18 protein-coding genes and 1 pseudogene are annotated in these 15,056 nt (G+C 44.8%); 13 read left to right on the top strand and 6 right to left on the bottom strand.

The annotated features are described in order from the left end of the window. Nucleotides 1-153 precede the first annotated feature (153 nt). On the top strand, nucleotides 154-606 hold the full coding sequence (locus tag ABIC22_RS23185) for a pentapeptide repeat-containing protein (RefSeq protein WP_354484124.1): 453 nt from the start codon (nucleotides 154-156) through the stop codon (nucleotides 604-606). Between the two features lie 178 nt (nucleotides 607-784). After that, nucleotides 785-2,182, top strand: a complete 1,398-nt coding sequence (locus tag ABIC22_RS23190) for a catalase (protein ID WP_354484126.1) — start codon at nucleotides 785-787, stop codon at nucleotides 2,180-2,182. Nucleotides 2,183-2,325: 143 nt separating this feature from the next. On the opposite strand, the gene ABIC22_RS23195 is transcribed toward ABIC22_RS23190, so the two are convergent. Beyond that, the gene (locus tag ABIC22_RS23195) at nucleotides 2,326-2,583 is read right to left on the bottom strand and encodes a GlsB/YeaQ/YmgE family stress response membrane protein (protein WP_024630063.1); all 258 of its coding nucleotides are present in this window, start codon (nucleotides 2,581-2,583) and stop codon (nucleotides 2,326-2,328) included. A gap of 156 nt (nucleotides 2,584-2,739) precedes the next feature. Here ABIC22_RS23195 and ABIC22_RS23200 point away from each other — a divergent pair, with 156 nt between their 5' ends. From ABIC22_RS23200 to ABIC22_RS23220, 5 genes are all read left to right on the top strand, one after another. Continuing rightward, the gene (locus tag ABIC22_RS23200; protein WP_354484128.1) at nucleotides 2,740-3,447 is read left to right on the top strand and encodes a response regulator transcription factor; all 708 of its coding nucleotides are present in this window, start codon (nucleotides 2,740-2,742) and stop codon (nucleotides 3,445-3,447) included. 71 nt (nucleotides 3,448-3,518) lie between these two features. Continuing rightward, on the top strand, nucleotides 3,519-4,871 hold the full coding sequence (locus ABIC22_RS23205; RefSeq protein WP_354484130.1) for a sensor histidine kinase: 1,353 nt from the start codon (nucleotides 3,519-3,521) through the stop codon (nucleotides 4,869-4,871). A 125-nt stretch (nucleotides 4,872-4,996) separates the two neighbouring features. Then, nucleotides 4,997-5,701 (top strand): hypothetical protein, encoded by a 705-nt coding sequence (locus tag ABIC22_RS23210; protein ID WP_354484132.1) that lies wholly within the window; start codon nucleotides 4,997-4,999, stop codon nucleotides 5,699-5,701. A 126-nt stretch (nucleotides 5,702-5,827) separates the two neighbouring features. Further along, entirely contained in the window at nucleotides 5,828-5,998 is a 171-nt protein-coding gene (locus tag ABIC22_RS23215; protein WP_307720981.1) for a zinc-binding dehydrogenase, read from the top strand. Nucleotides 5,999-6,184: 186 nt separating this feature from the next. Then, nucleotides 6,185-7,924, top strand: a complete 1,740-nt coding sequence (locus ABIC22_RS23220; protein WP_354484134.1) for an ABC-F family ATP-binding cassette domain-containing protein — start codon at nucleotides 6,185-6,187, stop codon at nucleotides 7,922-7,924. Nucleotides 7,925-8,118: 194 nt separating this feature from the next. On the opposite strand, the gene ABIC22_RS23225 is transcribed toward ABIC22_RS23220, so the two are convergent. The 5 genes from ABIC22_RS23225 to ABIC22_RS23245 are packed head-to-tail and all read right to left on the bottom strand — an operon-like array spanning nucleotide 8,119 to nucleotide 10,432. Continuing rightward, nucleotides 8,119-8,415: a spore coat protein gene (locus tag ABIC22_RS23225; RefSeq protein ID WP_127537081.1), complete on the bottom strand. Its 297-nt coding sequence runs from the start codon at nucleotides 8,413-8,415 to the stop codon at nucleotides 8,119-8,121. Nucleotides 8,416-8,426: 11 nt separating this feature from the next. Next, a complete protein-coding gene (locus ABIC22_RS23230) occupies nucleotides 8,427-8,627 on the bottom strand; it encodes a hypothetical protein (protein ID WP_354484136.1) in 201 nt (66 codons plus the stop codon). A 31-nt stretch (nucleotides 8,628-8,658) separates the two neighbouring features. Next, on the bottom strand, nucleotides 8,659-9,795 hold the full coding sequence (locus ABIC22_RS23235) for a zinc-dependent alcohol dehydrogenase (RefSeq protein WP_354484138.1): 1,137 nt from the start codon (nucleotides 9,793-9,795) through the stop codon (nucleotides 8,659-8,661). Further along, on the bottom strand, nucleotides 9,792-10,178 hold the full coding sequence (locus ABIC22_RS23240; RefSeq protein WP_354484140.1) for a spore coat protein: 387 nt from the start codon (nucleotides 10,176-10,178) through the stop codon (nucleotides 9,792-9,794). Before ABIC22_RS23240 ends, ABIC22_RS23235 begins: the two co-directional genes overlap by 4 nt. 11 nt (nucleotides 10,179-10,189) lie before the next feature. Then, nucleotides 10,190-10,432: a spore gernimation protein GerQ gene (locus ABIC22_RS23245; RefSeq protein ID WP_095357839.1), complete on the bottom strand. Its 243-nt coding sequence runs from the start codon at nucleotides 10,430-10,432 to the stop codon at nucleotides 10,190-10,192. 185 nt (nucleotides 10,433-10,617) lie between these two features. Here ABIC22_RS23245 and ABIC22_RS23250 point away from each other — a divergent pair, with 185 nt between their 5' ends. From ABIC22_RS23250 to csaA, 6 genes and pseudogenes are all read left to right on the top strand, one after another. Then, nucleotides 10,618-10,896, top strand: a complete 279-nt coding sequence (locus tag ABIC22_RS23250; RefSeq protein ID WP_153978672.1) for a hypothetical protein — start codon at nucleotides 10,618-10,620, stop codon at nucleotides 10,894-10,896. 303 nt (nucleotides 10,897-11,199) lie between these two features. Then, nucleotides 11,200-12,285 (top strand): L-dopachrome tautomerase-related protein, encoded by a 1,086-nt coding sequence (locus ABIC22_RS23255; RefSeq protein ID WP_354484142.1) that lies wholly within the window; start codon nucleotides 11,200-11,202, stop codon nucleotides 12,283-12,285. Between the two features lie 87 nt (nucleotides 12,286-12,372). Next, on the top strand, nucleotides 12,373-12,990 hold the full coding sequence (locus ABIC22_RS23260) for a TetR/AcrR family transcriptional regulator (protein WP_354484144.1): 618 nt from the start codon (nucleotides 12,373-12,375) through the stop codon (nucleotides 12,988-12,990). Nucleotides 12,991-13,352: 362 nt separating this feature from the next. Continuing rightward, entirely contained in the window at nucleotides 13,353-14,204 is an 852-nt protein-coding gene (locus ABIC22_RS23265) for an SDR family NAD(P)-dependent oxidoreductase (protein ID WP_354484146.1), read from the top strand. 67 nt (nucleotides 14,205-14,271) lie between these two features. Further along, nucleotides 14,272-14,595, top strand: coding sequence for a putative quinol monooxygenase (locus ABIC22_RS23270; RefSeq protein ID WP_354484148.1), 324 nt, complete (start codon nucleotides 14,272-14,274; stop codon nucleotides 14,593-14,595). Between the two features lie 25 nt (nucleotides 14,596-14,620). Continuing rightward, nucleotides 14,621-14,953 (top strand): annotated as a pseudogene (gene csaA, locus ABIC22_RS23275) (chaperone CsaA). The last annotated feature ends 103 nt before the right edge of the window (nucleotides 14,954-15,056 follow it).

Here is a 15,056-nt window from a genome sequence, read left to right on the forward strand (position 1 = left end):
GTTTGATACCTGCGATCTTACCAATGCGAGATTTTTTGCCGATAGTACGATTGATCATTGTACATTTATCCGTTCCGACTTGCGCTCAGTTGGCATTGCCAAGGGTGAAGCTGTTTTACCAATTGTGAGTTTACTTCCTGCGATATGAGAGGCATGACATTGGAGAATGCAACCTTCATCGATTGTACTTTTGTTAAATGCAGATTCAATGACCGGATTTTACAAGCGGCGAATATCGTTAATTGTTCCTTTACCGGCAAGCTGGTTGATATTACGTTTGAGGGAAATGGCAAACAAAAGCTAATCGCCAATTTTGAAAACTGCATCCTTGAAGGTGTTCGTTTTGTGAACTGTGACCTGACGCAATGTATCCCGCCAAAATCCAAAAATCATCTGTATGTTGAACAGGTATCCTCACGTGTGAAAAATGCGATGACGAAGATTGACCATGATCCTAATCTATCTGACGATGAACGGAAAGTACTGGTACGCAGTCTGCGCAGGCTTGAGCAAATGGATCAATATATTTTTAACACAGTACATATGAAGAAAATATATGGTGATGTTTTTGTTGAACGATTTTTCAGTAGTCTGGACGTTCAGTGAGAATCATCCTAGCTCGGGACTGTTATGAAAAAGACGCATCGAAGTTTCAAACCAAGGATTGTCCCAGTAGTTGTTCGTTGAAGGTTCTAGATACAGCCTCCGAATATGACATGCTGTCATATTGAGTACCTAGCCATGCATATATATCCCCGAGAATGTAGGTATAGGGGGCGGAACAATGGACGGTAACAATGCTAATAATCAGGGAAACAGTCGAAGCAGGAAGGGAGGCAATGTGCAATCCGAGTGGCATGCCAAGCAGTCGCCAGAACACCATTCACAGACAGTAGGGGAACGGGGGCCGATTCTGGAGCAGGACAGCATGCTGCATGAAACACTCGAAACCTTTGTCCACGAAAAAATTTTAGAGCGCCCGGTCCACGTAAAGGGATTCGGAGCATTGGGTTATTTTGAAACCCTACACTCGATGGCCGCTTATACGAACCTGTGCTTCTTGCAAAAACCAGGACAACAGGTTGCTGTTACCGTTCGTTTCTCACTTGCGGTCAGCAACAAAGGAACACCCGATACATCCCGCAACGTTCGTGGATTTTCGACGAAATTTTATACCGAGCAAGGCGTTTTCGACCTGCTTTGTAATCATATCCCCGTGTTTCTCGTACGAGACCCGATCCGGTTTCCTGAGTCAATTCATGCTTTCCTGCCATCACCCGTTAACAATCTCATTGATCCGAATCGATTCTGGGGGTTCATTGCTAGAGCACCAGAGGCAACTCATTTCGTTGTACGACTGTACTCGGACGAAGGGACGATCAAGAGCCTCCGCCATACGCCAGGACACAGTGTTAACACCTATGTTTGGAAAAATGCAAAGAACGAACGCTTCTACGTCAAATATCGCTGGATTCCATTAGCTGGAGAGCAATATATCGATGCGGAAGAAGCAGCCCGTTTGGCTAGCGAGAACCCCGATTATTCGGGTAAAGATTTATATGACACGATTGCACAAGGTACACCTGTCCAGTATGGGCTGTATGTGCAGTTGATGAACCCACAGGATGAGGCAATGCTGGCGTTCGATCCGTTGGATGACACGAAAGTGTGGGATGTGCGTCAATTCCCGCTTCTGCCCGTTGGTCGACTCGTCTTGGATAAGAACCCTACGAATTATCAGGAGCAGATCGAGAAGCTGGCATTCTCCCCGTCCAATCTTCTGGATGGTGCTGAGCTGTCCGATGATAAAATGCTGCAAGGCCGCAGTAATATTTATTGGGATTCACAGCGCCATCGCCTTGGATCGGACTTTCGCAAAATTCCGATTAACCATCAAGCCAACTGGTCACCGACGGATCAGGTAACGAGCGGAGAAGGGCGTTATGTAGCTGGCCGGCTCGTTCGATCCGATATTCCGAAGGCTGATAATTTCACCCAAGCGGGACAATTCTACCAGTCGCTAACAGGAGTTCAACAGGATCATCTTGTTCAGAACCTCGCTGATGACTTATCGGCAGTTTCTCAAGAGATACAGACGATTGTGTTAGGCTATTTTTTCGAGGCTGATGCAACATTAGCCGAAAGGGTAGCACGCCAGATCGATGCACTGAAGAAGGGATAATCCTGTAGAAAAAAAGGACCGTAAGTGTTCATCTTTCATCGATGAATGCTTTCGGTCCTTTTGTGTTTATCCTGTACCTATATGCCGTGGCAGCAACTTAATAAAATTCTAATAAACGACGGTATCGGAGTCCGCCTCTGTTGTTAACGTCTTCGGAAGGCTCCGCCGCGTGCCAGAGCGAAGAAGATGAGCAGGGCAATAATCGAGCCAACGATGGCTGGAATAATATGAAATCCGCCAATCACCGGACCCCTTGGTCCCAGCAATTCTGTTCCTAACCAGGAACCGATAAAACCCGCAATGATATTACCAAGTACACCGCCCGGTACGTCACGCCCAATCAAGTTGCCGCTTAACCAGCCTATAAGTCCACCAACAATGAGTACCCAGAGCAGATCCATTGAATTGTTTCTCCTTTCTTCGGGTTTATTACAAGTTATGTTGGGCTCAGTGGAATATACCTCAGCTTCCAGTTGGTGGAGGAATCTAAAGGGTCTGTGCTAAGATTGGGTTAAATATAATTGAAGCTGGAGAACAAGGCTAGATAGGGGTGTACATTGAAGAAAATCCTAGTCATTGATGATGAAGCTGCCATCAGAGATTTAATCGAGCTCGTACTAAGGAGAGAAAACTACGTTGTTCAAACGGCTGAAAACGGTAAAATAGCCCTGCAGCTGCTGGATGCTTTTGGGCCGGACCTGGTGGTGCTTGACTTGATGCTGCCTGACTGCTCCGGATATGACCTGTGCAAGGAAATCACCGGGAAACGTGCCGTTCCAGTGATCATGCTCTCTGCCAAAAATGAGGTTATCGACAAGGTGCTCGGACTTGAGCTGGGGGCGGAAGATTACATGACCAAGCCCTTTGACAATCGTGAATTGCTTACTCGGATCAAGGTGATTCTGAGAAGAAACGAGAGCAAGGAGGAATCCAGTGAAGGTACTGAGGTGAAATCTACACGCATCATTCATGAAGAGCTGACATTTGATCTGGAAAGCCGAAGGGTGCTGAAGAACGGTGTGCCCGTGTCTTTAACAGCCAAAGAGTTTAAAATTCTGGAAACGTTACTCAGAAGGCCGGACAAAATCTTTACCCGGGATGAGCTGCTGCAGATCGGATGGGGATATGACTTCATGGGAGACAGTCGCAGTGTGGATATGACCATCATGCGATTGCGGAAGAAGCTGGAGGATAACGCGGACGAACCGAAGTATGTCAGGACGATCTATGGATTCGGCTATCAACTTGGAGGTGGCGAGGCCTGAAGTATGCAACCCGGTTACTGCTGAATTATTTATTTTTCTCCGTGCTATCCTTTGGCATCATCATTTTTGCGGTGAATAAAGCCATTGATTACTACAGCTTTATTACCATTGAAAAACAGATGATGGAGAAGGCGGATCTGTCCGAGTTGTCCTTCCGTGAGGTGTTGGCACAGCATAGATCATCGTCAGGAGAGCCGCAGGCACAGGAAATCGTCAGACTTGCTCTGGAGAAGCTGAAAGCTTCAGGGAAGGAAGTACGAATTTATGACAGCTCCAAGCAGCTGCTGGGCCTCGCTGTGGATGGCATCATCATTAATGATGGCAAACCTCTTATTTTTGACAAAAATATTGAGAAAGCCCTGAGCGGCAGTTATGCCTACACCGTAACGGAAGATCATCTGCTTTATTTTGCGACTCCCATTCAGAATCAATTTTACGAGAACGCTTATGTGTATGAGTTCGTGGACGACATTTCGTACTTTTATGTGATGATGGATCAAATCCGTTATATCCTGTTTGCGGGTGCGGGCGGTTTCATTGTACTGATTACGTTAGCCAGTCTGTGGATTGCCCGCAACACAACCAAGCCGATTAAGGTGCTGCTTGACGCAGTGCAAAGTTTCTCTAGACAAGAGTTTCAAAGAGTTCATCTTAACCGGAAGGATGAGCTGGGCATGCTGGCAGATGGGCTGGATTCCATGGGGCGTCAGCTACATGATTACATTCAGTACCAGAAACAATTTGTCTCCAACGTATCTCACGAGTTAAAAACACCCTTGGCAGCGATTCGTGGTTTCTCTCAATACTTGGTTGAAGGGGAGACTGAGAACAAGGAGCTGCAAAAAATCTATGCTCATCTGCTGCAGGAATCGGATCGGCTGACGCGCTTGATTAATGAACTGTTGCTGCTCTCCCGATTCGACAAGGCTGGTTCTAACGAACTGGAAGCCCGGAAAACGGAAATGAACGAACTGATTCAGCAGGTGGCAATGAATATGGAAGCGAAGGCTAAGGATAAAGGGATCAAGATTATGGTTAGTAAAGCACAGGGAGAACCGGATGATGAGGGTACAACAAGAGTTTACGCCAACATCAATCCAATGTTAATGTCCCATGCAATCGCAAATCTTGTGGACAACGCCATCAAATATTCAGGCAATAATTCACAGATTAAGGTAGAGATGGAACATACGCCAAGCGAGATCGTTATTCGGATACGTGATCAAGGTATCGGGATCGCGAGCGATGAACTGGAGAGAGTGCAGGAACGCTTTTACCGGGCAAAAAATGCAAGTACAGCGAACGGTTCAGGTCTTGGACTTTCGATTTGCAAGGAGATTGTAGAGCGCTTTAATGGATATATCGACATGGAAAGTCAGATTGGGGAAGGAACGGGCGTTACGATTGTTTTGCCTCGTGTGTAGACCGCATTCTAAACCCAAGCCTAATTAGGTAACGTTACAAGATTGGTACATTTCTGTTATGAGACTAACAAATGCTTTTTTTATAATCACTTCATAAGAAGAAATCACACATTTATGGAGGGATCATGATGAAGTTAACAAAGAAAGCTGCAAGTTTTATCGTACTAGGTGCTTTACTAGCGGTGGCATTAACGGGCTGTCAGTCCAGTGATGCTACATCTCCAGAAACCGGACAGAGCACAGCGAATGAACAAAGCAAAGGCGAAGGAGCATCGAATTCCACAGCGCCTGCTTCAGAAAATTCGGAAGAAAAGGGTACTGAAGCTATTAAGGAAGGTTCGATGGAGAAGGAAGGCAATGTGGTGCTGAAGGAGCTTGCTTTTGTCTATAATGAGCACACCATTGCGATTTCCGATACAGCGAATGAAGATCAGATGGAACAGATGCTGGGCAAACCGGATAACCTGAAATCTCATACGTACAGTGCCGGCGATGGAACAAACATGGATACATTAATCGGTTTTACAGAAAAAGTGTACACGTATCCTGGTCTGGAGATTAAAACCATCAGTATACCGGAGGGGAAACAAGACTCCATCTTTCATATCGAAATTACAGATCCTAAGTATGCAACAGTACGAAACATTAAAGCAGGAGATAGTCTGGATACACTCAAAAACGCCTACCCTGAGGGGAAACTGCTTGGTGATGGAGCCCCTGATGAGGAGGATGACTTCCGTTACGAGCCGTCCAACTATGTAGATGTGATGTCGTTTCATATTAAGGATGCCAAGGTGGAGAGCATTCAGATCTACAGCCTTCTGGACTAATATATAGTGATCGACGTTGGTAAGCCATTCATACGATTCACCTTTAATACCTGCCCGGAAGAGGGCAGGTATTTTTTCGTTTGTAGACTCGTCAGCAAGTGAAAAAAACATGAACTTCTCTATTCATTGGGTGCTGATCAAGTCATTCATTACAGAAAGGAAAAATTTGAAGAGATTCTAAAAGATATCGATTTAGTATTTGACACGATGGGTGGAGTAGTAGCTGAGAACAGCTATAAAGTACTTAAGCCAAATACCGGAAGACTGATTACCAAATTACCAATAAGTAGGCATTGAAACTTTGGGAGTTTTCATTTCCGCAAGAGGGCAAAAGGGAATGGTGGATAAATGATACCTCAGTACATATTACTGGGGAAAGTAAAATAGATTGAACTAGTTGGTAAACAGTGTTACTCTGAAAGTCTATGTTCAATAATATATTTAATAATAGTCACCATTTAGGTTATAAAGAAAGGTAACACGATGATAAAAGTTGATAACTTATCCTTCTCATTTCCGCAAAAAGAACTATATAACAACATTTCATTTACGTTAGAAGAGGCACAACATTGCGCTTTTATAGGAACAAGTGGCAGTGGGAAAAGTACACTGGTCGATATACTGATAGATCCGGAAAGATATTTGTTCGAGGGCAAGTTAGAGATAGACCCGGAATGCAGAATAGGGTATGTCAGTCAGTTCTCGCAAGTCGACAAAACGAAAGAAACAACCGTATTTGAATATATCGGAGAAGAATTTATTAAGATACAAGATGAAATCACTGCACTGTATGCGGAGATGTCCACCACGTCTGACATGGATTCGCTGATGGAGAAGGTTCAATCGGCTTTGGATGCATTCGAATCGATGGATGGGGATAATTTCGAAAACACCATCAATAAGCAGCTAAACCTGGCCAACCTCATGAAGCTCAAAGATCTTAATATATCCGACGTGAGTGGTGGGGAATTCAAACTTATTCAAGTGATGAAGGAAATGCTCAATCGTCCAGACTTATTGATTATGGATGAACCCGATGTATTTTTGGACTTTGAAAACCTAAATTCGCTTAAAAAATTAATTAATTCCCACAAGGGAATGCTGCTCGTTGTTACGCACAACCGTTATCTATTGAATCATTGTTTCAACAAAATTATTCACCTTGAAAATACGGAAATCCAAGAGTTTGACGGGCGATATATCGAGTACAACTTCTCGCTGCTTCAGACTAAGATCGAGCTGCAAGAAATCGCGGTTGCTGAAGCTGAAGAAATAGAGAGATACGATCACATCATCGACAATCTTAGAGAGATCGCCACGTATAATTCGGAAGCCTCAAGAGGCAGAGCGTTAAAAGCCAGAGTCAAGTTTCAAGAGAGATTGGAAGCACGTCGAATAAAAGAGCCGTTTGTCGATATTAAGCAGCCGAATATCCGTTTTGGTATCGATAAGGAAATCGAAGACACCGTTGTCCTTAAAGTCAATAATTATAGCGTTTCCTTTGACGAGTTGCTTTTGGAAAATGTGAACTTCGAGATCAAATCAACAGATAAAGTAGCCCTGATCGGTCCAAATGGTACCGGGAAAACCACATTACTCCGTGAAATTTATAAAAACAATCAGGCTTCCATTGAAATAAATGATGATGTGAATGTGGCTTATTTATCTCAGCTTCAAGGTGAAATGCTAAATGATTCGAATACTATCCTACATGATTTCATAGATGCTGGGTTTAAAACGTATGATGAGATTAGATCGCATCTTACCGATTATGGATTTGAAGGAGAAATCCTTGATCAAAAGATTAAATCATTATCTGGTGGAGAAAAAAACATGCTTCAACTGGCTAAAGTTTCTGGTAGTCAAGCGGGCGTGTTGCTTCTTGATGAACCGACAAGCCATCTAGACACTTACTCACAAATTGCACTGGAGAAAGCTATTGAAGACTATAAAGGTGCGATTCTCATGATTTCTCATGATTTTTATTCTGTTGTAAATGGTATGGATTATGTTTTAATCATTGACGATAAAACGATTAGCAAAATGAGTATGCAGGAATTTAGACAGATGATTTATGCTAGTCATTTTAATAAAGATTATTTAGAAGCTGAACAACAGAAAAAATCAATTGAAATGAAAATAGAATTGGCTTTAAAAGATACTAATTTTGAACTTGCCAAAGTATTGGTTGATGAGTTAGAAGAGTTAATTAAGTTGCTCTAAAATGGAATTGTGCCCGCTAGTATCGCGAGGAATATCAAAGGAAAACTGGCGAAGGAAAAGGGACGAAACGCTTATTTAAGTTTTGTATAGTGACGCAGCAGAAACAAGGGCGGAGTGTATCCGCCCTTGTTTCATTGCTGGATTATGGACACAGTACACTATGCACTCTGAAGTCTCCGGTAGTGGTTAAGGTGTCAGGACGGAATGTTCATAGCCGTTTGAATGTTTTTCAGATCAAGCTGAATTTGTTCTGAAATATGGTAAGGGTGGTATAAACCTTGCTGTACCATGTAATTTGATATCTTTTCATGAGAGACTATAGCTTCATCGAGCTGTTTCATCAAAATTTGCTTGATTTCGGGGGTGGCACATTCAGTCACAGCCATGGCGTAATTTCTGACTCCGCTCTTGGCGTTTATCAACAAATCCATTGCGATCACGTCATCAGTAAGCGTATGAAGGCCTGACATGTGTTCTAATATTGGGTTCATTATTTTATCTCCTATACAGTCGCTTTAGACAGCACTTCACCGAGTTCCTGAAGCTGCTGCTGTGATAATGTCACATCTTGCTGCAAAATTTGCATGAGTGCCGGATCGGTTACCAGAGCTTGCATGGTCTGGGATTTAGTCAAGCAAACTGTCTTGAATGCAGCTATTTCATGTACCTCAAGCACCTCATGCAATGCGTATTTGGAATTCATTCGGATTGTCCTCCCAAGTATCTATCCATATTTAAGGCTTTAAGATGACTTTAATACAATTGTCTGTTTTTGTATCGAACACTTCATAGCCCCGCTTGGCATCGCTGAGCGGAATGACGTGAGTAACAATGTCGCCGGGGTCCACTTTGCCAGACGTAACCAACTCGTACATATACGGCATATAGTGAATAACTGGAGCTTGTCCGGATCGGATATTCACGTTTCTCTGCATGATGTCACCGAGCGGGAAGCCGTTATAACGACCACCGTATACCCCAGTGACTTGGATGGTGCCGCCTTTGCGGACAGCCTGAGAAGCAATGATAAATGCGCTCATGGTGCCGCCTTGCAGTTTCAAACCGCTGGCTAAATATTCAAGATCACTCATCTTGCCGTCCATTCCTACTGCATCAATGACAACATCCGCGCCGCCTTTGGTCATTTCCTTGAGCGTATTGCCAATGTTCTTATCTTGTTCGAAGTTTACGATTTCGACGTTGTTCGTTCGTTTCGCATGCTGCAAGCGGTAATCGACATAGTCAACGGCTATGACCCGCTTTGCTCCTTTCAGCCAGCAGAATTTCTGGGCCAGGAGTCCGACTGGGCCGCATCCGAGAACGATGACTGTATCTCCATTTTTTACGCCGGCATTATCTACGCTCCAGAATGCCGTGGTCATGGCATCAGCTATCAAGCTTAGCTTTTCGTCCGGTTGTTCACAGTTCTCAGGAATTTTGAAGTGGGTAAAATTGGCAAACGGAACCCGTAAATACTCAGCTTGCCCGCCAGAATATCCGCCGGTCGTTCCCGAGTAGCCGAAATATGCGCCCATATCTCCGTTCTCGTTGGAATTGTCACATTGGCTTTCCAGCTGATTTTTGCAAAAAAAGCATTCTCCGCATGCGATGTTGAAAGGGATGATTACACGGTCGCCTTTTTTTACCTTTGTCACGCCAGGGCCTACTTCTTCTACGATCCCCATCGGCTCATGTCCGATGACATAGTTCTCCTGAAGGTTAGGGATCATCCCGTGAATAAGATGAAGGTCAGAACCGCAAATGGCGGTACTGGTGATCTTTACGATCATATCGTCCGGTTTCTCAATCTTCGCATCCGGAACCTCTTTGACCACGACATTTTTAACCCCTTGATACGTTACCGCCTTCATGCATTATGTCCTCCAATATGTTCATCTGGGGTCCGATCAAACATCCCTTTACGCGACGTATCTCCCGGGAACAGATTCATCTGCCCGATCATTACCGTATTATTGGCCGATAGCTGGTCGAGTTGGTACTGTTCATTCAGCTCGTAAGGATGGAACCACTTTTTGCGAATCATGAGCTCCGAGATTTCCTGGTGCATTGCAATCCCTTGTTTAAGCTGAGTGTGCAGAAGGGCTCTTACATCTGGTGAAGCCGTTTCCGTCAGGGCGATAGACAGATTACGTACACCTTCCTTGGCACGAATAAGGAAGTCCATGGCAAAAGTCATATCTGCCATTTCCGGCATATTTAATGAGTTAATCGGGTCTAAATAATCGGTATTCATTTGAGCTCCCCTTAATGTGTTATAGGTGTCGGACTACTCGGAACAGGTGCTTGGAAAGGAGCTTTCGCGTAGATTGCTTGCAGCTCGGCGATCTGTTGTATGGACTCAGTGACGTCTTTCTGCATTAAAGCTTTTAGCTCTTGGTCAAAGACCAGGCCTTGCATCAGTTTTGACTTAGCGATGCATAGCGTTTTAAAGTTTAAAGCTTCATGCAGTTCCATCGATTCGTGCGGCGCTAGTGTTGGTTTGTTCATGGAGAAATGATCACCTCCTTTTTCATTAGCGTTAGATTTTCCAACGAATCGGATCTTATACTAAAATGGATTGCGGGAGATGGGAGATCCGAATATTCCCATACAGTTGCAGGAATATAAACAAAATCATAATCCGATACTTATTTCTGTTTTAAATGATTTTGAAATAGGGAGGAGGACTCACTGTGCCCAATAAAAACAAAATTGATCTAGCCACCGAAAATGCAAGAAAACCGGCAGAAGGTGCCCTTAACTCGAGTGGAAATACACTGGAGCAGCATGCATCTAATGCGGTTTCTGAGGTGCAGACGGCTTTAAATCAGGCAATAAGCTCGTTAAATGAATCTAATGCAACAAATTCACAAGCGCTGGAAAAAGCCCGGCAGCAATTGACCCGAGCAGATGAATTTTTAGATCAAGCGCAAACTTCCGCAAACGCATTACGTCTCCCGGACCAACAATAAAACGGTGCTGGTACTGATAAGCTTGGCAGCGTTTTTCTTTCTATTCCGTATTTTCTCCGATACTCTCTGCATGGGGATTTACTCTGCGTTGACGATCGGAGGAAGCAAATTTTCCTAGAACACATATAGTTACGGTCAACATGCTTCGGCTTACGCCGAAGTTTTTTGTATTTTTAGATGTATCGGACAATTTCAAAATCACGGTTGATAAAGAATGATTAAGGGCCAGGCATTAGAAAAAGTCTTGAACATAATTATAGGTAATATCTATCCAACTATGTTGAGGAGGACATCATACAGCCTATGTTACCTATGGAAGAATATTTTGGTAAGCTAGAACTCGTTCATTCCTTTTACGGGGCTATGCCTACAGGCGTTAGTGTATCCGAAACCGGGCGAATCTTTATTTGCTTTCCGAAATGGGGAGATGACGTTAGATTTACGGTAGCGGAAATTGTTGAGGGACAGCTGCAGCCTTATCCTAATGTAGAAACGAATTTGATCAACCCATTGAATCTCGCGATGTCCTTCATTAGTGTCCAAAGTGTTGTTGCAGATGGAAGGGGAGCCCTGTGGGTACTGGACACGGCTGCACCAAATTTTTCTGAGCCAATTATAGGAGGGGCAAAATTAGTCGCGGTAGATTTAGAAACAAACACAATAAGAAAAGTTTATACATTTGCAGATGATGTGGTCCTGCCGACAACGTATCTGAATGATGTCCGATTTGACTTTCGTGTAGGTAACGCAGGTTACGCCTATATAACGGATTCTTCTTCCAATGGTCCCGGCGCTATTATCGTCGTAAATCTAGAAAACGGCAATGCGTATAGACGGTTGCATGGAGCAAGCTCAACCTCACCCGATCCGTATTTTGTACCGAAAGTGGAAGGTAAAATTTTGATGAATCGAAACGCGGATGGTTCCACATCTCCCTTTCGCTTGGCCTCTGATGGGATAGCCATTTCCCCTGATGGAAAAATGTTATTCTATTGTCCATTAACCAGTCGCCAGCTATACTCGATCTCAACAGAATCGTTAAGAGACAGAACGATACCGGATTTCAAGTTAAGTGATCTTGTGCAGTATTGGGGAGAGAAGGGTGCATCGGATGGGATGATCACGGACGCAAAAGGAAACGTGTATGCTGGAGATTATGAAAACGATAGTATTCGAAAGATATTGCCGAATGGAATCATGGAAACCATCGCCCATGATCCCCGAATTTTATGGCCAGATACGTTTTCTATTGGACCGGATCAATACTTATATGTAATTGTGAACCAATTACATAGACAGGCAAGATTTCATTATGGAAAAGACCTGCGAATAAAACCGTATAGTTTACTGCGTTTGAAAATTGATGAATTACCCGCACCTACTTTTTGATAAATAGAACCCATTAAAACGAAATGAGGCAGTGTTTCACCATGTTGTGATCTCGAACGGGATGATCATGGTCATAGGAGTACAGCCTTGTCATGGACATACGTGTATAGCACTGCTATAATAGAGGTTATGAACACATATGACAAAATATTAGCAGCTGCTCTTAAGGTACTCGAAGAAGAGGGCGGAGCCCAATTTTCGACGCGAGCTGTCACTTCGATCGCGCAGGTTACGGCACCTACACTCTACCACCATTTCGGTAATGCAGATGGACTCCTGAGTGCAGCTATAGTGGAAGCGTTCAAACAGTTATTCGAAAGCAAAATTGCCGCAGTGGAGTCCCCAATTCCAGAGATGGCGCTTCGTCAGGGGTGGGATGACTATGTCCGCTTCGCGGCAGCCCGTCCTCGGATATATGCGGCAATGATGGGGCGGCTGCTTGAGGGCGCCCATATCGAAGCGGCAGATCAGTCGTACCAAGCACTGGTGCAAAATGTTCAAAGAGTTGCTGCCGCAGGAAAACTGGCTGTTTCAGCCGAAGCTGCGGCAGATCTGGTCTGGGCTTCAGCCAATACGGCCTCTTGGCTGTATGTGACGTCCCAAATACGCAAGGCACCCCCACCCCAGCCTCACGTCGTTGATCTCATTCGAGAAAGCGTGATGCAGATCATCTTGATCCCAATGCCGGACTCCGGTTCAAAATGAGGGATCGATGACAGAGCCTGGAGACTCCAGACAAAGCCCCAATGTGGGCTTTGTTTTGTTTCATGGTAAATGATGAAGGACCACAAATAGAGGCACATAAGAGATCGCCTATCCAAGCAGGATGGCGATCTTTTTCAATTCAGAGGGATTCGATGATCTCTTTCCTCACGCCACGGTATCTCGTAAGCATCGAAGTAACTCACGCTGCGCCCGTCATTAATGATGTTCAGGTCGCAGGAGGATCACAATATAAAAAAAATATATATAGCACCGCTATAGACAGCTCTGTATAGCGGTGCTATAATATCCGTATAACAGTGCTATACAGTGGTTCATAACTTATTAAACTCAGGAGGTTTACAATGCCATATAAAACTCAAGAAATGGTTGTCGTCACAGGTACTTCAAGTGGAATCGGCAGGGCTACCGCGGAGCAGCTCGCCGCTGAAGGATTTCACGTTTTAGCTGGGGTTCGCCGTCAGGAAGATGCCGACAAAATCAAACAAAAAAATATCGAACCGGTGATTCTCGATATTACTGCTATCGACACACTAAGGGCGCTGGCCGAACGAGTGGAGCAAGATCCGCTTGGTCGCCCGCTCTGCGCCGTGGTCAACAATGCCGGCATTGCCGTTAATGCACCTCTTGAGATGGTTCCGCTGGATGAATTACGCCGTCAGATCGAAGTCAGCGTGATCGGGCAAGTTGCGGTTATTCAGGCGCTTACTCCCGCCTTGCTGAAGAGCAGCGGACGCGTAGTGAATATCGGATCCGTTGGCGGCAAAATCTCCATGCCCGGTTTCGGAATTTATTCAGCTGCAAAATACGCGATGGAAGCGATCAATGACAGCCTCCGCAGAGAGATGTCCTCGTTCGGACTCAAAGTTATCATGATTACTCCGGGCGGTGTCAGCACCAGCCTGTCGGAGAAAGGGGTTACGACAGCCAATCGGCTGTCCAAGTTGATGACTCCCGATCAGCACAGACGCCATGATCGTCTTTTTGACGCCGTGAAGGCGCAGGCTGAATCGTGGGCAACGAGCGGTATTCCTACTAAGAAAGTGGCAGAAGTGGTTTCACGAGCCATCCACGCAAGTAATCCGCGCACCCGCTATACGGCTGGCCGAGATTCGGCTCTGCTGACCCGACTGGTTCGTATTCTCCCGGATAAACTTCTCGACCGGATGCTCCGCAGCCAGATGAAGCTGCAGTAACGGGAGTATGACTGATGTCACAACAACCGTTTGAACATGCATTATTAATAACTTAGGAGGAATCAACATGAACGATACCAATAACCGTTACGTTACTGTACTCTGGGAGGCGAGAGCCAAGGCAGGGAGAGAAGCTGAGATGAAGGCGTTTATGACTGCAGCTGTCAACCCGTCACGGAACGACCAGGGTAACATTGACTATGAAGCTCACGAGGTAGAAGGCCTGCCTGGTACATTTATCATCTACGAGCGCTGGGAAAACCGGGATGCTCTCGATCGACACCTGAACGCCCCGCGGATGCAGGAACTGGTGCCTCAGCTCTTAGAACTGATGGAGGGATCCATTGAGGAAGGGATTCGACTCCTGAAACCGTTTCGTCCAGCGCATTAAACTAGAACATTCGGGAGGTCAAACATTGGCAACAATTGATGAGTTTGCAGCACTAGATGTTCGTGTCGGAACGATTAAGGAAGCGGAGTTTTTTGAAGAAGCAAAGATCCCTGCGATTAAGCTTAAGATTGATTTTGGACCGGAGATCGGGATGAAATCCTCAAGTGCACAAATAACGAAGCGTTAGAAGGCTGAGGACGTTATAGGAAGACAAATTGTTGGAATCGTCAATTTTCCTCCTCGGCGCATTGCTGGATTCAAATCGGAGGTATTAGTTTTGGGCGGAGTCCCGGAAAAAGGAGATGTTATTCTATTAACGCCGGATACTGAAATCCCTAACGGTACTCCTATTGCATAAGTTAGACGACGAGAACGTTAACTGAATACAAATAAGAAAGCAAGCTGACCAATGTGTGAACTGCACCCAATTGTTAGACACCATCTAACAGATTGGAGGTGCA

This window comes from Paenibacillus sp. PvP094 (assembly GCF_040546835.1).
Taxonomy (GTDB): domain Bacteria; phylum Bacillota; class Bacilli; order Paenibacillales; family Paenibacillaceae; genus Paenibacillus; species Paenibacillus illinoisensis.